The organism is Roseomonas sp. KE2513 (assembly GCF_016107305.1).
GTDB lineage: Bacteria > Pseudomonadota > Alphaproteobacteria > Acetobacterales > Acetobacteraceae > Roseomonas.
This window is the reverse complement of record NZ_RCVR01000007.1, coordinates 140,990-160,943: the sequence shown is the minus strand read 5'-3', so window position 1 is coordinate 160,943 and position 19,954 is coordinate 140,990. Positions and strand designations below refer to the sequence as shown.

General features: G+C 70.3%; 16 protein-coding genes. 4 read left to right on the top strand and 12 right to left on the bottom strand.

What is annotated here, in order from left to right:
- Positions 1–61: 61 nt before the first annotated feature.
- A complete protein-coding gene (gene uca / locus D9599_RS09595; RefSeq protein WP_198381008.1) occupies positions 62–3,655 on the top strand; it encodes an urea carboxylase in 3,594 nt (1,197 codons plus the stop codon).
- Here uca and D9599_RS09590 read toward each other — a convergent pair.
- Genes D9599_RS09590 through D9599_RS09535 form a run of 12 tightly spaced genes read right to left on the bottom strand, consistent with a single transcriptional unit; the run spans position 3,652 to position 16,513 of the window.
- Complete coding sequence (locus D9599_RS09590) at positions 3,652–4,935, bottom strand: MFS transporter (protein ID WP_198381007.1); 1,284 nt, start codon at positions 4,933–4,935, stop codon at positions 3,652–3,654. The two genes, uca and D9599_RS09590, sit on opposite strands and share 4 nt — an antisense overlap.
- On the bottom strand, positions 4,925–6,511 hold the full coding sequence (gene mdoH, locus D9599_RS09585) for a glucans biosynthesis glucosyltransferase MdoH (RefSeq protein WP_309228590.1): 1,587 nt from the start codon (positions 6,509–6,511) through the stop codon (positions 4,925–4,927). The genes D9599_RS09590 and mdoH overlap by 11 nt, the downstream gene beginning before the upstream one ends.
- Positions 6,512–6,521: 10 nt before the next feature.
- Positions 6,522–7,154 (bottom strand): uracil-DNA glycosylase, encoded by a 633-nt coding sequence (locus D9599_RS09580; RefSeq protein WP_198381005.1) that lies wholly within the window; start codon positions 7,152–7,154, stop codon positions 6,522–6,524.
- Positions 7,154–7,891: a PIG-L deacetylase family protein gene (locus D9599_RS09575; RefSeq protein WP_198381004.1), complete on the bottom strand. Its 738-nt coding sequence runs from the start codon at positions 7,889–7,891 to the stop codon at positions 7,154–7,156. The genes D9599_RS09580 and D9599_RS09575 overlap by 1 nt, the downstream gene beginning before the upstream one ends.
- Positions 7,892–7,903: 12 nt before the next feature.
- Positions 7,904–9,142, bottom strand: coding sequence for a glycosyltransferase family 4 protein (locus D9599_RS09570; protein ID WP_198381003.1), 1,239 nt, complete (start codon positions 9,140–9,142; stop codon positions 7,904–7,906).
- A gap of 10 nt (positions 9,143–9,152) precedes the next feature.
- Positions 9,153–9,980, bottom strand: a complete 828-nt coding sequence (locus tag D9599_RS09565; RefSeq protein WP_198381002.1) for a sugar phosphate isomerase/epimerase — start codon at positions 9,978–9,980, stop codon at positions 9,153–9,155.
- Positions 9,977–11,458: a YcaO-like family protein gene (locus tag D9599_RS09560; RefSeq protein ID WP_198381001.1), complete on the bottom strand. Its 1,482-nt coding sequence runs from the start codon at positions 11,456–11,458 to the stop codon at positions 9,977–9,979. The genes D9599_RS09565 and D9599_RS09560 overlap by 4 nt, the downstream gene beginning before the upstream one ends.
- The gene (locus D9599_RS09555; protein WP_198381000.1) at positions 11,455–12,306 is read right to left on the bottom strand and encodes an MBL fold metallo-hydrolase; all 852 of its coding nucleotides are present in this window, start codon (positions 12,304–12,306) and stop codon (positions 11,455–11,457) included. Before D9599_RS09555 ends, D9599_RS09560 begins: the two co-directional genes overlap by 4 nt.
- The gene (locus tag D9599_RS09550; protein ID WP_198380999.1) at positions 12,297–13,331 is read right to left on the bottom strand and encodes a Gfo/Idh/MocA family protein; all 1,035 of its coding nucleotides are present in this window, start codon (positions 13,329–13,331) and stop codon (positions 12,297–12,299) included. The genes D9599_RS09555 and D9599_RS09550 overlap by 10 nt, the downstream gene beginning before the upstream one ends.
- Positions 13,325–14,434, bottom strand: a complete 1,110-nt coding sequence (locus tag D9599_RS09545) for a bifunctional 2-polyprenyl-6-hydroxyphenol methylase/3-demethylubiquinol 3-O-methyltransferase UbiG (RefSeq protein WP_198380998.1) — start codon at positions 14,432–14,434, stop codon at positions 13,325–13,327. Before D9599_RS09545 ends, D9599_RS09550 begins: the two co-directional genes overlap by 7 nt.
- Positions 14,431–15,348, bottom strand: coding sequence for an HD domain-containing protein (locus D9599_RS09540; RefSeq protein WP_198380997.1), 918 nt, complete (start codon positions 15,346–15,348; stop codon positions 14,431–14,433). Before D9599_RS09540 ends, D9599_RS09545 begins: the two co-directional genes overlap by 4 nt.
- A gap of 10 nt (positions 15,349–15,358) precedes the next feature.
- Positions 15,359–16,513 (bottom strand): inositol-3-phosphate synthase, encoded by a 1,155-nt coding sequence (locus D9599_RS09535; RefSeq protein ID WP_198380996.1) that lies wholly within the window; start codon positions 16,511–16,513, stop codon positions 15,359–15,361.
- Between the two features lie 227 nt (positions 16,514–16,740).
- Here D9599_RS09535 and hisD point away from each other — a divergent pair, with 227 nt between their 5' ends.
- Genes hisD through D9599_RS09520 form a run of 3 tightly spaced genes read left to right on the top strand, consistent with a single transcriptional unit; the run spans position 16,741 to position 19,831 of the window.
- Positions 16,741–18,048, top strand: coding sequence for a histidinol dehydrogenase (gene hisD / locus D9599_RS09530; protein ID WP_198380995.1), 1,308 nt, complete (start codon positions 16,741–16,743; stop codon positions 18,046–18,048).
- Complete coding sequence (locus D9599_RS09525; RefSeq protein WP_198380994.1) at positions 18,048–18,809, top strand: SDR family NAD(P)-dependent oxidoreductase; 762 nt, start codon at positions 18,048–18,050, stop codon at positions 18,807–18,809. Before hisD ends, D9599_RS09525 begins: the two co-directional genes overlap by 1 nt.
- Entirely contained in the window at positions 18,806–19,831 is a 1,026-nt protein-coding gene (locus D9599_RS09520; RefSeq protein WP_198380993.1) for a LacI family DNA-binding transcriptional regulator, read from the top strand. Before D9599_RS09525 ends, D9599_RS09520 begins: the two co-directional genes overlap by 4 nt.
- The last annotated feature ends 123 nt before the right edge of the window (positions 19,832–19,954 follow it).

Here is a 19,954-nt window from a genome sequence, read left to right as displayed (position 1 = left end):
TGGGCGCCGTCCCGCGCGGGACGGACGGCCCGGCTGGCCAAAAAGCCGGAGCCCTCCCCTCGTGTTCCAAACTGTCCTGATCGCCAACCGCGGCGAGATCGCCGTCCGCATCGCGCGCACCCTCAAGGCCATGGGCATCCGGAGCGTCGCCGTGCATTCGACGGCGGATCGCAACAGCGCGCATGTCACGGCCTGCGACGCGGCGGTGGCGTTGCCGGGCTCCTCGCCGGCGGAGACCTATCTCCGGGGCGACCTGATCATCGCGGCGGCAAAGGCCGAGGGGGCGCAGGCGGTCATCCCCGGCTACGGATTCCTGGCCGAGAATGCGGATTTCGCGGAGGCCTGCGAGGCCGCCGGGCTGACCTTCGTCGGCCCCACCGCGCAGCAGATGCGCGACTTCGGCCTCAAGCATGCCGCGCGCGCCATCGCTGAGAAGGCGGGCGTGCCGCTGACGCCCGGCACCGGCTTGCTGGGAAGCCTGGATGAGGCGCGGGCGGCGGCGGAGCGGCTCGGCTACCCGGTCATGCTCAAGAGCACGGCGGGTGGCGGCGGCATCGGACTGACGCGCTGCGCCGACGAGGCAGCGCTGGAAGCGGCCTGGGAGGCGGTGCAGCGCCTCGCCGCGAACTTCTTCAGGGACAGCGGCGTCTTCCTCGAGCGCTGCATCGATGACGCGCGGCACGTCGAGGTGCAGATCTTCGGCGATGGCCGCGGCAAGGTCGTGGCGTTGGGGGAGCGCGACTGCTCGCTGCAGCGGCGGAACCAGAAGGTGGTGGAAGAGACGCCCGCACCGAACTTGCCGGAGGCGGTGCGCGCACGGCTGCTCGATTCCGCAGCGCGGCTGGGCAAGGCGGTCGGCTACCGCTCCGCCGGCACGGTCGAGTACATCTACGACCGCGCGCGGGAGGAATTCTACTTTCTCGAGGTCAACACGCGGCTTCAGGTCGAGCATCCCGTCACCGAGTCCGTGCTCGGCATCGACCTCGTGGAGTGGATGATCCGCACCGCGGCCGGCACGCCTCCCTCGCTCGACGTGCTGCCCGAGTCCAAGGGTGCCTCGATCGAGGTGCGGCTTTATGCGGAAGACCCGGCGCACGGCTTCCAGCCCTCCCCCGGCACGCTGACGGAGGTTCTCTTCCCCGCCGGTGCACGGGTGGACGGGTGGGTTTCCACGGGCACCGAGGTCTCGCCCTATTACGACCCGATGCTGGCTAAGCTGATCGTCCATGCGGAGGATCGGCCGGCCGCCATCGCCAGGCTGCGCGCGGCGCTGGACGCGACGCGGCTTGGCGGGATCGCAACGAACCTCGACTATCTGCGCCAAGTCGTAGCCTCGCCCGCCTTCACGGCGGGCAACGTTTCCACGCAGGCGCTCTCGCGTTTCGCCTATCATGCCATGGCGGCGGAAGTGCTGGAGCCCGGCACCTTCACCACCGTGCAGGACTATCCTGGCCGTGTCGGGCACTGGGACGTGGGCGTGCCGCCCTCCGGCCCCATGGACGACCTCGCCTTTCGTTTGGGCAACCGCATCGTCGGCAACCTGGAGGAAGCGGCGGGGCTGGAATGCACGCTGGCGGGCCCGACGCTGCGCTTCCACACGGATGGCGTGGTCGCGCTCACCGGCGCGCCGGCGCCGGCGACGCTGGACGGCGAGTCCGTGGCGTGGTGGGCGCCGGTCGCGGTGCGCGCGGGCCAGGTGCTGGCGATCGGACGGGCGACGTCCGGGTGCCGCAGCTACCTCGCGGTGCGCGGGGGCTTCGACGTGCCGCTCTATCTCGGCAGCCGCTCCACCTTCGTGCTCGGGCAGTTCGGCGGGCATGCAGGGCGCGTGCTGCGGGCCGGCGACATGCTACCGCTCGGCCAACCGGCCGCCAACGCACCCGCGCCGGGCGCGGCGCCGGCGGCCCTGGTGCCCGCCTATCCCACGGAATGGGAGGTGGGCGTCCTCTACGGACCGCACGGCGCGCCGGACTTCTTCACCGCGGAGGCTATTGAGGAGTTCTTCGCGGCCGCGTTCGAGGTTCACTACAACTCCAACCGCCTGGGCATCCGCCTGATCGGCCCCAAGCCGACATGGACGCGCAGCGACGGCGGCGAGGCGGGGCTGCATCCCTCCAACGTGCATGACTGCGAGTACGCGATCGGCAGCGTGAACTTCACCGGCGACAGCCCGGTGATCCTGACGCGAGACGGGCCGAGCCTGGGCGGCTTCGTCTGCCCGGTGACGATTGCCAAGGCCGAGCTGTGGAAGGTGGGGCAGGCCAAGCCGGGCGACCGCATCCGCTTCCGGCCCATCTCCTTCGACACGGCGCTGGCGCTGGAGCGCGCGCAGGATGTGGCCATCGTGTCGCTTTCCGCGCCGGATGTGGTCGCGATGCAGGCGCCCTCCCTCGCGCCGGAGGGCACCGTCTCGGCCTGCGTGCTGGCAGAGTTGCCCGCGGAGGGCGACCGGCCAGAGGTGGCCTATCGCCAGGCGGGCGACCGCTACATCCTGCTCGAATACGGGCGGCCGGTGCTCGACCTCCGCTTCCGCTTCCGCGTGCACGCGCTGATGGAGGCGCTCAGGGCCGATCCGGTGCCGGGCATCCTGGAACTCTCGCCCGGCGTTCGCTCGCTCCAGGTGAACTACGATAGCCGCGTCATTCACCAGCGCGCGCTGCTGGACGCGCTGATCGCGCTCGAGGCGAAGCTGCCGCCGGTTGGCGCCATGAAGGTGAGGACCCGCGTGGTCCACATGCCCATGGCCTTCGAGGACAGCGCGACGCTGGGCGCCGTGGACCGGTACCGCGAGACAGTGCGGGCGAGCGCGCCCTGGCTTCCGAACAACGTGGACTTCATCCAGCGCATCAATGGGCTGGCCACGCGGGAGGAGGTGAAGAGCACGATCTTCGCGACGAGCTACATGATCCTCGGCCTCGGTGACGTCTATCTCGGCGCGCCCTGCGCCGTGCCCGTCGATCCGCGGCACCGGCTGCTGACGAGCAAGTACAACCCTGCCCGCACCTTCACAGCGGAGGGGACGGTCGGCATCGGCGGCGTCTATATGTGCATCTACGGGATGGACAGCCCGGGCGGGTACCAGCTCGTCGGGCGCACGCTGCCAATCTGGAGCAAGTTCCTCCGCAACCCCGTCTTCGCGCCGGGCGAGCCCTGGCTGCTGAAGTTCTTCGACCAGGTCCGCTACTACGAGGTGAGCGAGGCGGAGCTGGACCGGCTGCGCGACGACTTCCGCGAGGGCCGCGCCACGATCCGCATCGAGGAGGAGGTCTTCGACCTCGGCGCGCACGAGGCCTTCCTGGTGGAGCAGGCGGAGAGCATCGCCGCCTTCAAGGCCCGCCAGGCCGTCGCCTTTGAGCGGGAGGTCGCGCGCTGGCGCGAGGAGGACACGCAGCCCGCCGCCGAGGCCGTGGAGGCGTCGCCGGAGGAGGAGATGGACGGGCGGAAGGTGGCCGCCGACATCCATGGCAGCGTGTGGAAGGTGCTGGTGGAGGAGGGGCAGATCGTCTCCGCCGGGGATGCGGTGATCATCCTGGAAGCGATGAAGACGGAGCTGCGCGTCTCCGCCCCTATCGGCGGCACCATCCGCAGCATCCGCTGCAGGCAGGGGCGCCCGGTGACAGCCGGGGAAACGCTGCTGGTGATGGAGGAGGCCTAGGAAAGCCCCAGGCGTCGCGCCGCCCCCAGGCGCGACAGCAGGGCGAGCAGCCCGAAGGCGCTGCCCGCAGCCAAGCCCACCAGCGGGAGGCCGACCGCCGCCGAGACCTGGCCCGACATGGCCGAGCCCACGACATCGCCCATGTTCAGCGAGGCCATGAAGAGGGCAAAGCGCGTGGCCGCCGCGGGGCCGAGGCTGGCCTGCATCACCGCAGGGGCGAGGGCGACGAAGAGCAGCGCCGGCATGACGGTAGAGAGGCCGAGCGCCAAGGGTCCGGCCATCGCGGCCCAGCGCGGGTCCGAGAGGAGCAGCAGCGCGGCCGCGCCGACATGCGAGACGGCGCAGAGGGCGAGAAGGATCGCCAGCGCACGGGAGGTGCCCTCCCGGTCCGTCCACCACCCCACCAGCATGGCGCCGGCCGTGCCGGTGACGAGGGCGGTGGCGGCCTGGAAGCGGGAGAGCGCCTCGGCCTCCCATCCGCGGTGCTGGATGAGCTCGACCGTGAGCGGAAGGCGGAACAGGGCGCCCGCATAGTCGGTGGCGAAGCAGATCGCGAGCAGGACGAGGGTGGTGCCGCCGGAGAAGCTGGCGGCCAGGCGACGCAGAAGCTGGAACAGGGTTTCGCCGGCCATGCGCGCCGGTGCGGGGCGCAGCGAGAGTACGGCGTCCTCTGCCCGTTCGCGCACGATGAGGGGCAAAAGCAACGCGAGGACGCCGATCGCCAACAGCGCAATAGCGGAGGCGTGCAGGCCATAGGCTGGCAGCATCCAGGCGAAGAGCGCGGCACCCAGCGCGGTGCCACAGACGAAGCCGACGCGGGTGACAGCATTAGCGGTGCCCAGGCGCTCCGCGGGCACGTTGTCGATGATCATGCCGTCGGTCGCCGTGTCCGTCAGGGCGGCGAAGGCGCTCTGGACAAGGAAGACGGCGCTGACAACGGGCAGGCCTGCCACGCTCTCGTCCTCCACCAGCAGCAGGCGGGCGAGGGCGAGCAACGACAGGGTGAGCGCCGCCACCACCCAGAAGCGGCGCCTGCCCATGGCGAAGCCGCCGAAGCGGTCCACCACCGGGCCCCAGAGAGGTTGCAGGATCCAGGGCAGGCCAACGGTCGCGACATGCGCGCCCACTGCCGCCGCCGTCGCGCCCATGGCAGCGTAGTGGTTCGGCAGGGCGGTGAGGGCGAAGCCGGCGACGAGGCCCTGATAGGCGTAGAGGCCGCAGATGACCGCGTAGCGCCAGGCGGGCGCGGCGATCAGCGGGCCGGCGGTGTCAGCGCGCATCGGGCGCGGCCGTGAGGACGCAGAAGGGAATGGCGAGCAGCAGCCCTGCGAGAACAGGCAGCCCGGCCAGCACGGCGAAGGCCGAGCCGGAAAGGGCGAGTAGAGAAAGGATGAGCAGGCCTGCCAGGGTGTGCGGCCACAGAAGCGCCGCGGCCTCCCGCCAGGAGACACGACGCTCGGCGCGATGCTGCGCGACCCAGGTGCCGCGGCGCAGGCCGAAGGCATGGGCGAGCACCGTCAGGGTCTTGTCGAAGGCCGCGATGGGATCGAAGAGGAGGAGGAAGAAGCTCTCGGCCAGGGCAGTGCGGAAATAGGGCCAGCCAGCGCCCTGAAGGAGCGCGACGGCGTGGCCGGCCAGACGCGGCAGGTGCAGCGCCGCGTAGCCAAGGACGAGCAGCAGCACGAGGGGGCCACGCGGCGTTCCCTCTCCGTCCATCGCGGCGTTGATCGCGGCCAGCGGCAGCATGGCGAACCAGAGCGGGCCAAGGATGTAGTGCAGGATGGCCTGCAGCATCTGGAAGCGCCCGAGCGCGCCGAGGGAGGGATCGCGCAACAGGTGGCGGTACTGCAGGTTGCCCGCGGCCCAGCGGCGGTCCCGCACCAGGAATTCCGGCAGGTTCGGCGGGTGGGATTCGCGCGATCCCGCGCCCTCCGGGGATGGGTCTGGCAGCACGCGCACGGCCCAGCCGGCCGCGTGCAGGCGCGCCGCCTCCACATGGTCGTGGGAGAGGATATGGCTGCCGTCCGGCAGCGGCGACAGACGGCAATGGGTGCTGAACGGCGCGATGCGGAGCAGGGCGTTGTGCCCCCAGAACGGCCCCTCCGCCTCCTGCCACCAATCCTGCCCGACCGCCCAGGTGAGGGAACCCGGACGATGGCCGGCTCCGAGGAGACGGCCGAAAGGCGCCGCGGCCGGGCGGCCGGAGATGGTGGACTGGAGGATGGCGAGCTTCGGATCGGCCTCCATCGCCCGCACCATGCGCAGAACGGCCTCGGGCGTCATCTCGGAATCGGCGTCCAGCAGCAGCATGAGGTCGAAGCCGGCCGAATGGTGGTCGAGGAAATCCATTACGTTGCCGGCCTTGTAACCGATGTTCTCCTCCCGCCGGCGGTAGATTACGGCCCCATCCGGACGGCCCTCCGCAAAACGGCTGATGGTGGCACCCTCCGCCTCGGCGTGGCAGGGATCGGCGGTGTCGGAAAGGATGGCAAGGGCGAAGTGGCCTCCATGGCCGCTCGCCGCCAACCCGTCGAGCAGGTGCACGAGGGGCGGGAGCACGGCATCCGTCTCCTCGTCGCGGATGCAGACGGCGAGAAGGGTGCGGAGCGCGAGCGGCCCGCCGGTGGGCGCGGGCGCCCCGGCCTGCCCGCGAAGCCGAATGGCAGCGCCGAGGATGCCCGTTGCGGCGGAAAGGCCCAGCCAGGGCGCATTGGCCAGCAGGCACAGGAAAAGCAGCACCTCCCAGACCGTCCAGCCGCCGGGGGCGAGCACCCGGAACCCGAGATCGACCAGCACCAGCGCGATGAAGGCGACGAGGGCGGCGAAGAGCCGGCGGCGCTCCGCGGTCACCTCCACAGGTCGGCGTTCACGCTGGCGCGCCGCGGAGCAGGGCGGCGGCCTCGTCGAGCACGGCGGCGATCCGGGCAGGGATGGCCGGGCTGGTGCAGACATAGGTCGGGCTGGGATGCGGCATGGACAGCACAGGGAGCGCGGCGTTGGCAGCATGGATCACCGGCTCCGCCGCGGCAGCGAAACGCCCGGCCAGGACGGCGACGCGAAGGCACGGCATTAGCTCCAGCAGGGCGGGGATAAATTCCAATCCGGCACGCAGTTCCGCCATCCGCGGGGCGCGGTTGAGCGCGCCAGGCGCGTGAATGATCCAGGGCACGGCGTTCCAGATCAGCGTATCCCCGCGTGCGATGCCGGCAGCGCCCAGGAAGCGGCGGAGGTTGGCGCCGGTGCCGCCGGATTTGTCGCGCGAGACGATGGCGTGCTCGTGCGACATGCGTGGCCCCGGCGTTTCGAGCAGGAGGAGGAGCCGCGCCTCCACGCCGCCATCCAACGGGTCCGGGTCGGGCACGGGGCGGCCGGTGGCCTCTCGGATGCGCCAGGCAAGCGCACGAATTGGGGCGGTATGCGCGGCGGTGTCCAGCAAGGCCTGTCGCGCGGCGAGTTCCGTGGCGTTGGACAAGGCGCCGGCATAGGGGCCGCGCGGCATCAGGCGACCTGAGTCAGCGCCGGCGCATGGCCCTGGGCGCGCGCCGTCTCCTCCCCGCCCGTCGCGGCCAGGGCGCGGGCGAGGCCGGCGGAGCCGCCGAACTGGTACCCGAGTTGGGTGGCATAGGCCGCGCAGGCGGCGTGCTTCGCCGCGGGATCCGTGGGCAGCGCGGCCTCGGGGAAGCGGGAGAGCATCGCCTCGAAAGGGCGGCGGGGCGTGTCGGCGCGCATCGTATAGGGAAAGTCCCGCCACCAGAGGATGGGCAGGCCGGGATCCAACATCTGAATCGCGCGCACGGTGAGGACGTGGTCCACATGCCCGCCGATGGCCTGGGGAGCGAGGAGTAGGTCCGGCCGCAGGGTGGCCAACAACCGCTCGATCGCCTCGGCGGCGTCGAAATGCGCCATGTCGTCCGCACGCGGCGTGGCGAAGAGGGCGGCGGCCGAGGCGTAGCCGCGATGCGGGGCCTCGCGCAGCGGCAGGTGCAGCGGACGGGCACGAAGGGCTGCGCAGGCGGCGCGGTCCTCCGCCCGACGGATAGCCATGTAGTCGGCTTCTGGCGGCAGGCCCTTGTCCGTCTGGCAGGCGAGGGCGAAGCCGCTGGGATGGGGCACGGTCGCGGTGAAAATCGTGGCCACCACCACTTCCCAGCCCTCCCGCGCCAGGTGGGCAATGGCCCCTCCGGCGGAGAAGGCGGCGTCGTCGAGATGCGGCGAGAGGGCGAGGGCGAGCGGCATCCGGCAGCAGCGTCAGAGCAGGTGCGGGGTTGCGCGGAAGCGGCAGTCGGAAGCGGGCAGGACGGGGTCGAAGCCGGTATCGGGCCGCATGCCCTGCACCTCATCGTAGACGCCCATGATCTGCCGCCCGACCGCTTCCCAGGAATAGGTGCGGCGGCACTCCTCGAGCGCCGTTGCCGCGAGGCGGGCGCGCAGCGGGGCGTCCTGGATAATGCGGCGAAGATTGGTGACGAGGGCTGGGATATCGCCAGGGTCGGAGAGCAGCCCGTTCTCCTCGTGACGCAAGCAGTCCACCACGCCGACGGCGTTGCAGGAGACAGTGGGCAGCCCGCTCGCCATGGCCTCGAGCACGGTGTTGGAGAAACCCTCCGCATAGGTAGGCGAGACGAACACGTCGGCCTGCCGGTAGAGGGCGGGCGCGGCCGCGTAATCGGCGTAGCCGGAGAAGTTCGTGCCGAGCTTCAGCGCGGCGTCGCGCTCGCGGCAGGCGTCAAGGTCGGGCCCGATGCCGCTGATGGTGGCGGCGAAGGGGACGCCCTCGTCACGCAGGACGGCCAGCGCGTCGAGCATGTCGAGCGCGCCTTTCCGCCGGTCCACGCGGCCGTGATAGAGCAGGCGAACTGGATCCTGCGCGTCGCCGGGCTGGTGGCCGGGGGCTGGGTGAAAGCGGTCCACTTCCACGGCACCGGGAACGATGGTGAAGCGCTCGCGTGCCACGCCGAGCCGGTCCACCACCTCCTGCGCGAAGCTGTCGCAGCCGATCAGCAGCCGGTCCGCGTGGTTGAGGACGCGGAGCATCGCCTGGCGGTGCGTCTCGCAGCAGGAACCGACCCAGTGGCCGTCTCCGCCCTGGATGGAGACGACAGTCGGCACGCCGATGCGCTGCGCCGCCAGCAGCACGGCCCAGCCGTTGGGATAGCCGTATTGCGCGTGCAGCACGTCGAAGGGCTTCTTCGCGTGCTCCGCCAGGATGGTGCTCACCATGTCCTCGACGTCGCGCTCGAAATCCGCGCCGCCGGGCTCGGCGAAAGCTTCCTCGCCCAGGGACCGGCGGCCAATGACCTTCACGCCCGGCACCTCTGGCGGCGGGCCGCCACCATAGACGCGAGTGCCCGTGGGATCGCCGCGATACTGGCTGACCATCGTCACGTCGTGCCCGGCAGCCACGAGTTGGCGCAGCAGGTTGATGGCGTAGACGCTCATTCCCGAAATGGCTGGGAAGAAGCGGCGGGAGAGGAAGAGGACCCTCATGCGCCCCTCTTCAAGCAGACCGGCAGGCGCGCAGCCAGGCGAGGGATTGAGGGATCATGCTGTCGGCGCGGTGGCTCTCGCGGGAGAGTTCCACGCAGACGAGGCGCTCGAAGCCGATTGCCTCCAGCGCATCGAGGCAGGCGGGGATGTCCATGTCGCCCTCCCCGAAAGGAAGGTGGATGTGCGTGCCACGCGCCATATCCTCGATCGCGACAGTACCAAGATGAGGCGCGAATTCCTGCACGGCCCTGGCCGGGTCGCGCTCGCCCGTGACCAGCAGGTGGCCGAGGTCCAGTGCGAGCCTGAGGCCGGGGAGGTCGAGGGCGGACCAGTCGTCCACGGTTTCCACGAGCATCCCGGGCTCGGGCTCGAAGGCCGCCGTGACGTTGCGGGTGGCGGCGTGCTCAAGGACGCGGGAGACGCCGCCCCGCAGCCATTCCAACGCCTGCCCGCGTTCCACACCCGCGCGCGGCACGCCGGCCCAGAAGGAGACGGCCTCCGCACCGAGGATGGCGCCGATGTCGATCGCGCGATTGAGGAAGGCGACGCGGCGGTCGCGCCCCTCCGCCGTTGGCGTCAGCAGCGTCGGCTCGTGCTTCGCGCGGGGGTCCAGCAGGTAGCGCGCGCCGGTCTCGATGACGCAGCCGAGCTTGCGGGTGGAGAGGTCGCGCGCCAGGGCCTCGGCGCGGCGCTCCCAGCCCTCCTCCATCGGGTCGAGGTGGTGGTGGTCAAGGGTAAGGGCCACGCCATCGTAGCCGGCATCGGCGATGAGGGCGACGGCATCCGCCAGCCGGTGGTTGGCGGCGCCATTCGTGTTGTAGGCGAAGCGGAGCGTCATGCCGGCACCGCCTGCCCGCGGCGTTGCGCGAGGACCATCTGCGCCGCGAAGGTGCCGGTCTCGCGGTACATGGGATAGAGGCGGCCGACGAGGCGGTCGGCCAGTGCGCCGTCGAACCAGGCGGGGCCGCCGGCGCGCTCCTCGTCCTCGGGGCGCAGCAGGACGCGCTTCGCTCCGTCCCGCGGGGTATCGAGGATCAGCGGGTCCCTCCGCGCGCGCAGGCGGCGCACGCCGCGCCAGCCGATACGGTGATAGCTCATCGTCTCGATCTCGAGCCCGGGCACGATGACCTTCACCGCGCGCACCGCCTCTCCCGGCGGAGAAGCATCAACGTAGAGGATTTCGAGGCCCTCCGCCGCCAGCCGCTCCGTCAGCAGCGCGAGGCGGGCTTTGGAATCGGCGACAGCGGCCGCGGGCACGGTCGGCAGCTCCGACAGGCGGCGATGGCTGCGCGCGGCGAAGACACTGCTGGCGAGGCGAGAGCGCAGTCCATCGGCGTCCTGGCCCATCCACTCCACCATGGCGTCGAGGGCGCGCGGCTCCTCCTCGTCCAGCATGGCCACCTTCATCTGCCGTTCGACGTAATCGAGCGGCAGGGCCTCCCGCAGCATCGGGATGGGGCCGTGCGTCGCGGCCTTGCGCGCGCGGGAACCGCAGAATTCGAGCAGCGCCTTGCGCAGCGTGCGGTCGCAGTCGGGATGCACGGCTTCCCCGCAGGAGGTGACCTGGATGGGGGCGGTGGGCTGCCCGCGGTCGTCGCCGACGACGTAGAGGTTGGCCATGCCGAAGTCTTCGGCCGCGAGCTTCACCGTCACGCCGATGCCGAGCGACTTCAGGTGGTCCAGCAGCCCTCTCACCTGCGCGTCCGGCACGGCGTCGGGCTCCACCACCACGCCTTGGTCGAGCGCGCGATAGGCGGTGACGTTCCCGTCGCGCTGCAGCGCCTCCATGATGCCGTGGGCAATCGCGTGCTCCAGGTCGAAGCCAGCGCCGAGGCCGTTGGTGATCGGCGTAATCAGCCGCGGCTTCTCGTCACCGAGCTGGTAGGGATAGGCCGCAACCCACTCGCGCGGCACGAGGACCGTCTCGCCCGAGGGCCAGCGCCGCGCCTCGATCCAGGTCAGCGGCATGTCCGGCGTGTAGTCGGAGCCGGCGGAGAGGCAGAGGGTGAGCGGGTCTACCACGGCGTGCGTGCGGGAGAGTTCCGCGTAGCTTCCGGTGGTGCGCGGCGCCCGCGCGACCCAGCGGCCGATATGTACCTCCTCACAGAGTTCCCCGAGTGCTCCCACCTCCGCCTCAATAGGAGTGAAGCCGTAGCCGTAGCCGGTGGTGGCGGGATAGTTCTCGACGAGGAGATTCGCCTGCACCACAGGAATACCCGTGCGGTCAAGATGATCGATGCGGAAGGTGGAAACGTGGGCGTGCTTCGGCATGGTGGCGCGGAAGGCCTCGGCCACGCGATGCAGTTCGTCGCTCATGCGCTTCTCGTCTCCGCGCGGCGGCGGAGCTCCTCCATTGGGATGTGGCGGACGCCCGGCGGGCCGCGCAGCTGGTCATCCAGTACCGCCAGCGCAATCGCAGTGGTGATTCCCCGCGCGTGCTCGAAGGGCGTGCAGACGGTATCGAAATCGACCGCGCCGATCACGTCGCGGTACTTCCGCACCTCGTTCGGCGAGAGCGGGATATCCTTGTGGAAGGCCTTGTGCGTGGAGACAGCCAGGTTCTCGCCGGCCGCCCCCTGGTCCACCTTGAAGGCATCGCCGCAGAAGAGGGTGCGGCGCGCCTCGTCGTAGAGAATGGCCTGGCCCTCGTAATGGCCGCCCACATGCATCAGCGTCTGGCCCGGCCGCAGTTCCAGCGCCTCGTCATAGGGCCAGGTGACGCGGAAGGCCTTGGTCATCCGCAGGTCGTCCTTCTGGATGGCCATGACCTCCGGCTGGAACACGTCCTGCAACTGCCACAGCGCGCCGTAGCCGTGGCAGTGAGAGGCCGCGAGGAAGCGGATACCGCCGAGGCGGCGGATCTCCTCCAGCATCTCCGGCGTGTAGTAGGGCGCGGCCTCGAAGGCGGTGTTGCCATCGGGATGCAGCAGCAGCCAGCCCGTGCCGTTCAGGCCGAAGGGCGGTGCGGTGCTGAAGGCGACCATGTCCCGGTCGAGTTGCCGCCAGGAGCCGGTGAGCCGCGCCGCCACCTCCTCCTCCCGCAGGAAGTGCCAGCCGTCATGCGGCAGGTCGTTGCGCGTGTCGTCGCAGACGGGGCAGGAGCGTGGCTCGAAATGCTTCTGCCAGAAGCCGCAATTCGCGCAGGCCCAGGGTGTCAGCGGCATGCGGGATCCCCCGTATAGGCGCGGTGGAGAAGCCGCATGGTGTGCAGGTCGCGAGATGTGCTGAACGTCTCGCGGTCGCCATTGGCCAGGGCACGGGCGAAGGCGGCCATCTGGCGGGCGAAGGGGGAAGCTTCCGCGTCGGGCACCGGCAGGCTGCGGCTGCGGCCCAAGGCATCTGTGTGCGTCACGCGGCCGCCGGCGTCCTGGCCCATGGTGTTCTCCGCCAGGAGTTGACCGGCCGAGCCGAGGATTTCCAGGCGACGGCGCGGCAGCGCGTCCGGGCAGTTATAGGCGACATGCAGCTGCACCAGCGCGCCGCCACCCGTGCGGCCGATCAGCAACGCGCCATCATCCACGGGATAGGGCTGCACGCGGCGCTGGGTGAGAGCGGCAATCTCCTCGATCGGCTCGCCCAGGAGGTAGTTGGCGAGGTCGATCCCGTGTGGCGCAAGATCCATGAGCGCGCCGCCGCCTGCCCGCGCGGGATCGGCGCGCCAGTTGTCGCCCTCGCCCGTCACGCTCCAATCGGGTCCCAGCCAGCAGGCATAGGCGATGCGGATGACGGTGGGCGTGCCGATCAGCCCGGCGGCAACGGCCGCGCGCATGGCTGCGTGGGCGGGGTGGTGGCGCTGGTCGAAAGCGGTGCCGAGAAGAATCCCGCCACGCGAGGCGGCCGCAACCATCGCCTCGGCGTCGGCGATCGTCGCGGCCATCGGCTTCTCGCAAAGCACCGCCTTGCCCGCCGCGGCGGCCGCTTCCACCGCCGCGCGGTGCAGGTGATTCGGGGTTGCGACGTAGATCGCGTCCACTTCCGGGTCCGCCAGCAACGGCCCCAGATCGGCATGGGCACCCCCTGCCGGAGAAAGCGTCGCGAGCGCCGCCCCCCGCGCAGCAGGCGACGGATCGCAGACCGCGCGCACCGCATGACCGGCCGCGAGGATGGCGGGCGCGGCATAGTCGCGCGCGACCCAACCATAGCCGACGATGCCCCAGCTCAGCGCCCGGGCGGCGAGCGCCGTCACCATCGCTCCGGGAGGTCCAGCAGCTCGCGTCGCAGTGCCCATTCCGCCGTGGCGGCGGTGGCAACCGCGTGCTCAGGGCAGTCGGTGCGGGCGGGATAGGTAGCGCGAGGCCCGTATTCCCGTGCGTAGCGCTCGGAGGGCCAGGCAATTTTACCCGCGGCGTAAAGCGGGTTGCGGCGCAGGAAGGCTCCCTCGGGCGGCAGGGATAGCGCCCCCGTCACGGAACGTGCCGGGATCGCCCCCGGCCCCGCCACAACGGAAAAGGCCTCAGCGCCGCGCAGGGCAGCAGGCGGCGCCGTGCGGGGAGCACGTCGCTCCACCGCCGCGCGGGTGAGTTCGGCATCATCGTAGGCGATGGCGTCCGGGAAGAGAGCCGCCAGCTCATCCGCCGTGACCGCCGCGCCGGCCGAAAGGTTCGGCCATTCGCGGTTATGGACATGCCCGATGGCAAGCCACCCCCCCTCGCCCGCCATCGCGCGCAGCCGCGCAAGGATCGGTCCCTTGGGCTCCAGGAAATAGAAGGCGTCGTGGCACGCAACGAGATCGAAGCGGCGGTCTTCGCCGATGGGCCAGGGCTGCATCGCGGCGTCGAGGCAGATGAGCTCCGCCTCCGGTGCCACCCAGTGACGAGCGACCCAGAGCTTCGCGAAGACGACATCCGCCCCCGTCGCGGCCACGCCGCGTTGGGAAAGGGCGCGCAGGTACTGGCCGATGCCGCATGCGAGCTCGAAGGCGCTGCGCGGTGCCGTCCAGTGCGCCTCCATCAACGCGAGGCCGGCGAGGAAGGTCGGGTCGCTCCAGCGATGCGCAAAGTAGTCGCCCACGGGCCCCCAGGAGAGATGCTCCATGGCTTGGCGCAGGGTGAGGCTCGCGCGGTCCACGACCAGGGCACGCAGCGCCGCGGCATCGGCGGTGGGACCGCGCCACCAGTCGTCCTGGTCGGCCAGCAACACCACCAGGGCACCCTCGCGATCCCCGGCATCGAGACGCGCCAGCGCTTCGGCCGCCAGTTCCGGACGCGAGGCTCGCGCAAAGACGATGCCATCGATCACCGGCCAGCGCCGCCCGGCGGCATCCGCCACCGAATGGGGCGTGTCCGGTATCATGCGGAGAGCCCGACGGCGGCGAGGAGCCGGTCTTGGAAGGACTTTACCGGCCCCTCATGGACGAGCGCCATGTCGTTCAGCACATAGGACATGCTTGCCTTGCCCGCGCGCAGGTGCTGCTCGATCTGCAGCACGCGGTCGAGCGTGTCGGCCGCGTGGAAGGCGCGCCCCTCCGGCGTCCCGGCGTCGGGCAGGATGGCGCGGGCCTCGCGCGTCTGCTCGGCAAGGTCAGGGGGAAGCTCGGCCAGCGCCATTTCCGTCGCGCGGGCAAAGGCGGGCTCAAGATGCTCGCCGAGCAGCACCTCTCCCGCGAAGCCGGAGTCCGGAATCAGCGCGTTATGCAGGTGGTGCGCGAGGGCGGCGAGGAAGACGATCTCCGGCCGCGCCCCATAGACCGGGCAGAGAAGCACGCCGTAGACCGCAACCATCAGGCAGTGCTCGGCATGATTCTCCGGCGGTTCCAGCAGAAGGCGCGGGCGGCCGGGACAGGTGACGCCGGCCCGCGGCTGGCGCGCCAGCAGGGCGACGAAGGGCGGCACCGTCCCCGTTGCCTCTGCGGGCGGCGCGTTGCGCAGCATCGCGCGGAGGCCAGGGTCCACCTCCTCCGCCGCCTCCTCGGTCGCGCGATCGAAGATGGATTGGGCGTCCGCGGCCGGAAGGCCAAGCGTGCCCAGCACGCCCCGGTCGATGTCGCCCAGCCGCGTCGCGGCGAGAGCGGCGGTCACCGTCGCACGCCAGGCCTCCGACACAGGACGCCCGCCGCAGAGCGCCGACCAAGCCGCAACAAAGAGCCGATCTGCGATGGATCCATCGCGCCCCGCGGAGCGGATGCGCTTTAGCTCCCCAAGCTCGCGGAAAAGCTCAAGGATCCGTGCCGGCGGCGCTTCCACCGCCGGCACAATCCCGTCCGTCACCGGCAGGCGCTCACTGCGGCGCCCCGAGCCAGTCCATCAGCATGCGCTCCTGCGCATGGAAGGCGTGCTCGGGCGCGTGGCCGTTGGCCACCATGGGCGCCTTGAAAAAGATCGAGAGCTGCTCCTGCACCCCGCCGTCGCCGCGCTGCTGGGCGAGATCGAGCACGCGCGCGATCTCGAGCGCGAGCGGCGCCGCGAGCACGCTGTCCTTGCAGAGAAAGTTCACCTTGATCTGCATACGCTGGCCGAGGAAGCCTGAGATGTCGATGTTGTCCCAGGCCTCCTTGTCGTCGCCGCGGGGACGATAGTAGCGGATGTCCACGAGATGGTCCTCGACATGGTAGCCGAGGATGCTGTCGAGCACGTTGCCCTTGGTGTCGAGCTTGGACTGCAGGCTGCCGGGATCGCGCAGCGCCTCACCGTCGCGGTTGCCGAGGATGTTGGTGCTGAACCAGCCGTCCACGTGCAGGGCGCGGGCCTTCAGCGCGGGCGCCAGCACGGTCTTCATCATGGTCTGCCCGGTCTTGCCGTCCTTGCCGGCGACCGGGACGTTACGGGCCTTCGCGAACTCCTTCAGCGCCGGCGCATCCGCCGCGAGAGAGGGCGTGAAGTTACCGTAGGGCACGCCGCTCTCGATCGCCGCGTAGGCGTAGAGCATGGCCGGCCCGATGGAAGGATCGTCGCGATCCAGCGCTCGCTCGAAGGCGTCGAGCGAATTCAGCGCCTCGTCATTGCCGGGCGTGCGTTCGGTGGAGGCAAGATTGATCATGACAATGCCGTCGGCGCCGCTCGTCTTGCGGAAGCGTCGCAGGTCGGACGCGATGGCCTCGACGGCCGCGCGGTGGCCGGGCGCCTCGTGCTTGTTCGCGCCCGTAACGCCGCGGCAGAACTCGCCGCTACCGACCGCGGGCCATGGACGGATCGCCGAGAGAGCTTCGCCCGTCTCGTTCAGCTGCGCGTCGTTGAGCACCCGGTGGTTGCTCGCAGCGGAAGCAAGGTCGGAACCATCGAGGTCCCAGCCGCCGAAAACCATGTCACGGTAGTCGACCAGACCGGGCGCCGACACATCGGCCAGCGGCAGGCCATCAAGCCGGTTCGCGCCGCGCCGGATCACCTCGATACCGGCGACGGCCGTGGTGGCGACTGCACCGCCGAGACCCACCACCGCGACACCTAGTTTCCGCCCAGATTGCGCTAACGACATTCTCTAACCTCAGGAAGCCCGTGAGGTAAAATGGAACGTAGCTACAGACCGCCAATCACGAACGGGTGTGGCTGTTGGCAAGCCCTGCACAACGTCGTGCATCAGGAGCTTGCAGATGCTCATTGACGCAGCCCCAGGCTCAACCTATCCAGGCTGTTGCATACGTATGCAAAAAGGGAGGAGATAGCATGCCGCGGTATCTGAAACAGGGACGGGACCCCGGCGCCATCGCGGAGGACGACGCGCGCGTCCGTGAGACCGTTGAGGGCATCCTGGCGGAAATCAGCGCCCGGGGTGACGCCGCAGTGCGCGAGTATTCGGTACGCTTCGACGGTTGGGACCGCGCGGACTACCGGCTCACCGACGAGGAGATCCAGGAATGCCTCTCGCAACTTTCGCAGCGCGACATTGACGATATCCGCTTCGCCCAAGAGCAGGTGCGGAGTTTCGCTCAGCACCAGCGCGAGGCCATTCGTGATATCGAGGTGGAAACGCTTCCTGGCGTGGTCCTGGGTCATCGTAACATCCCGGTGAACTCGGTCGGTTGCTACGTCCCCGGCGGAAAGTACCCGCTGCTCGCCTCCGCTCATATGTCGGTCATCACCGCGAAGGTCGCGGGTGTCGGCCGCATCGTCACCTGCGCGCCGCCCTACCGAGGGCGCCCTGCCCCCGCGATTGTCGCAGCTCAACACATGGCGGGTGCCGACGAAATTCTCTGCCTGGGCGGCATCCAGGCTGTCGGCGCGATGGCGCTGGGGACGGAGAGCATCAAGGGCGTTGACATGCTCGTCGGCCCCGGCAACGCCTATGTCGCGGAAGCGAAGCGCCAACTCTACGGCCGCGTCGGTATCGATCTCTTCGCGGGTCCGACCGAGACGCTCGTGATCGCGGACGAGGCGGTGGATGCCGAGATCTGCGCGACGGACCTGTTGGGTCAGGCCGAGCACGGGCCGAATTCGCCGGCCATCCTCCTCACCACCTCCGAGCGCCTGGCGCGGGAAACGATGGAGGAGGTGGAGCGACTGCTCGGCATCCTTCCGACCGCCGAGATCGCCCGCAAGGCCTGGGAGGACTATGGCGCGGTGATCGTCTGCGACTCCGACGACGAGATGGTTCGCGTGGCCGATGACATCGCCTCCGAGCACGTACAGGTCATGACGCGCGACCCCGACTACTTCCTCAGCCACATGACGAATTACGGCGCCCTCTTCCTCGGACCGCGCACGAACGTCTCCTTCGGGGACAAGGTGATCGGCACAAACCACACGCTGCCGACGAAGAAGTCAGCGCGCTACACGGGTGGGCTCTGGGTCGGCAAGTTCCTTAAGACCTGCACCTACCAGCGCGTGCTGACGGATGAGGCCTCCGCGATGATCGGGGAGTACTGCTCGCGCCTCTGCATGCTGGAGGGCTTCGTGGGCCATGCGGAGCAGGCGAATGTCCGGGTTCGCCGCTACGGCGGGCGCAACATCCCCTATGGGCAGGCGGCGGAGTGATGCTGCCGGTCACACCCTCGTTCCGTCTCGATGGACGGCGCGCGCTGGTCACGGGCGCGGGGCGCGGCATCGGCCTCGCCGCTGCGGCGGCGCTTGCTGGTGCAGGGGCGCATGTCACGCTCCTCTCCCGCACCGGCCACGAGATCGAGGCGGCCGCGGCGGAGATCCGCACCGGAGGCGGTGCCGCGGAGGCGATGGTCCTCGACGTGCTGGACGTGGCCGCGGCGCAGGCCGCCATCGCCGCGGCGGAGCCCTTCGACATCCTCGTCAACAACGCAGGCACCAACCGCCCAAAGCCTTTCACCGAGGTCTTGGTGGAGGATTTCGACGCGATTATGGACCTCAACCTCCGCGCCGCCTTCTTCGCGGCGCAGGCGGTCGCGCGGCGGCTGATCGCGGCAGGGCGGCGCGGCTCGATCATCAACATGTCTTCGCAGATGGGACATGTCGGCGGGGCCAACCGCACCGTCTACTGCGCCTCGAAAGCCGCAATGGAGGGGATGACGAAGGCCATGGCCGTGGATCTCGGCACCCACGGCATCCGCGTGAACACGATCTGCCCCACCTATATCGAGACGCCGCTCACCAGGCCCTATTTCGAGGACGCCGCCTTCCGCGCCTCGGTGCTGTCCAAGATCAAGCTCGGGCGGCTCGGGCAGGTGGAGGACCTGATGGGCGCGATCGTCTTCCTCGCGGGGGATGGCGCAGCGCTGATGACGGGAAGCGCGATCCTCGTCGACGGAGGGTGGACGGCGGAATGAGCACCGCGCGCCGCGTCACCGCCACCGACGTGGCGAGGCGCGCCGGCACCTCTCAATCGGCCGTCAGCCGCGTCTTCACTCCTGGCGCCAGCGTCTCGCCCGATCTGCGCGAAAGGGTGATGGAGGCGGCGCGCAGCCTCGGCTACCGGCCCAACGCCATCGCGCGCTCCCTCATCACACGGCGGTCACGCATTGTGGCCGTCGCCATGGCCGATCTCGGCAACCAGTTCTACCCGCTGGTGCTGGAGGCGCTCTCGGCCCGGTTGCAGGCGGAGGGCTATCAGATCCTCCTCTTCACGGCCGATCCGGCCGCACCGAGCGATCCGATGATCGAGCAGGTGATGCGCTACCAGGTGGACGCGGTGGTGCTGGCCTCTACGGGCCTCTCCTCCGCACTGGCGCGGGAGTGCCGGGCCTTGGGCGTGCCCGTCGTGATGTTCAACCGGATGACGGACGATCCCGACCTCTCCTGCGTCATCGGCGACAATGAGCGCGGCGGGCGGGATGTCGCGGCCTTCCTGGCCGCCGCCGGCCATCGCCGCCCCGCTTTCATCGCGGGGCTGGAGGGTTCCTCGACGAACCGGGACCGCGAGCGCGGCTTCGTGCGCGGCCTTGCGGAAGCGGGCCTCGCCGCCCCGGCGCGCGCGGCCGGGCATTACAGCTACGAGGGTGCGGCGGCGGCCACGCGCGCGCTGCTGCGCGAGGCGGCACCCGATGCCATCTTCTGCGCCAACGACCACATGGCCATCGCCTGCATGGAGGTGGCCCGGCACGAATTCGGCCTCTCCATCCCCGGCGACCTCTCGGTCGTCGGCTTCGACGACGTGGGGCCGGCGCGCTGGCGCAGCTACGACCTCACCTCCTTCTCGCAGCCGCTCGGGCCGATGGTGGAGGCGACGGTCGGGATGCTGCTCGAGTTTATGGACGATCCCTCCCTCCCGGTGCGGCGGGTCGTGGTCGGGGGGGAACTCGTCTTGCGCGGCTCGGCGCGACGGCCCGCAGGCCCCCTGCCCCACCCCTGATATCCCGCTTGCTTCGCCCTTCCGCTGCGGATTAGGTTCCGCCCGCGAGTAGAAGCGGTCAGGGCGGCCACGCCCAGGACATTGCTCCGGCATCCTTTGGCCGAGGCACCCCGCATGCTCGCG

Excerpts from the sequence above, each read along its gene's own strand:
- D9599_RS09525 (WP_198380994.1), top strand. The coding sequence starts at position 18,048 with ATGCTGCCGGTCACACCCTCGTTCCGTCTCGATGGACGGCGCGCGCTG.
- D9599_RS09555 (WP_198381000.1), bottom strand. The coding sequence starts at position 12,306 with ATGCCGCTGACACCCTGGGCCTGCGCGAATTGCGGCTTCTGGCAGAAG.
- D9599_RS09545 (WP_198380998.1), bottom strand. The coding sequence starts at position 14,434 with ATGATACCGGACACGCCCCATTCGGTGGCGGATGCCGCCGGGCGGCGC.
- D9599_RS09520 (WP_198380993.1), top strand. The coding sequence starts at position 18,806 with ATGAGCACCGCGCGCCGCGTCACCGCCACCGACGTGGCGAGGCGCGCC.
- D9599_RS09570 (WP_198381003.1), bottom strand. The coding sequence starts at position 9,142 with ATGAGGGTCCTCTTCCTCTCCCGCCGCTTCTTCCCAGCCATTTCGGGA.
- D9599_RS09580 (WP_198381005.1), bottom strand. The coding sequence starts at position 7,154 with ATGCCGCGCGGCCCCTATGCCGGCGCCTTGTCCAACGCCACGGAACTC.
- hisD (WP_198380995.1), top strand. The coding sequence starts at position 16,741 with ATGCCGCGGTATCTGAAACAGGGACGGGACCCCGGCGCCATCGCGGAG.
- D9599_RS09560 (WP_198381001.1), bottom strand. The coding sequence starts at position 11,458 with ATGAGCGACGAACTGCATCGCGTGGCCGAGGCCTTCCGCGCCACCATG.
- D9599_RS09590 (WP_198381007.1), bottom strand. The coding sequence starts at position 4,935 with ATGCGCGCTGACACCGCCGGCCCGCTGATCGCCGCGCCCGCCTGGCGC.
- D9599_RS09575 (WP_198381004.1), bottom strand. The coding sequence starts at position 7,891 with ATGCCGCTCGCCCTCGCCCTCTCGCCGCATCTCGACGACGCCGCCTTC.
- D9599_RS09550 (WP_198380999.1), bottom strand. The coding sequence starts at position 13,331 with ATGGTGACGGCGCTCGCCGCCCGGGCGCTGAGCTGGGGCATCGTCGGC.
- D9599_RS09565 (WP_198381002.1), bottom strand. The coding sequence starts at position 9,980 with ATGACGCTCCGCTTCGCCTACAACACGAATGGCGCCGCCAACCACCGG.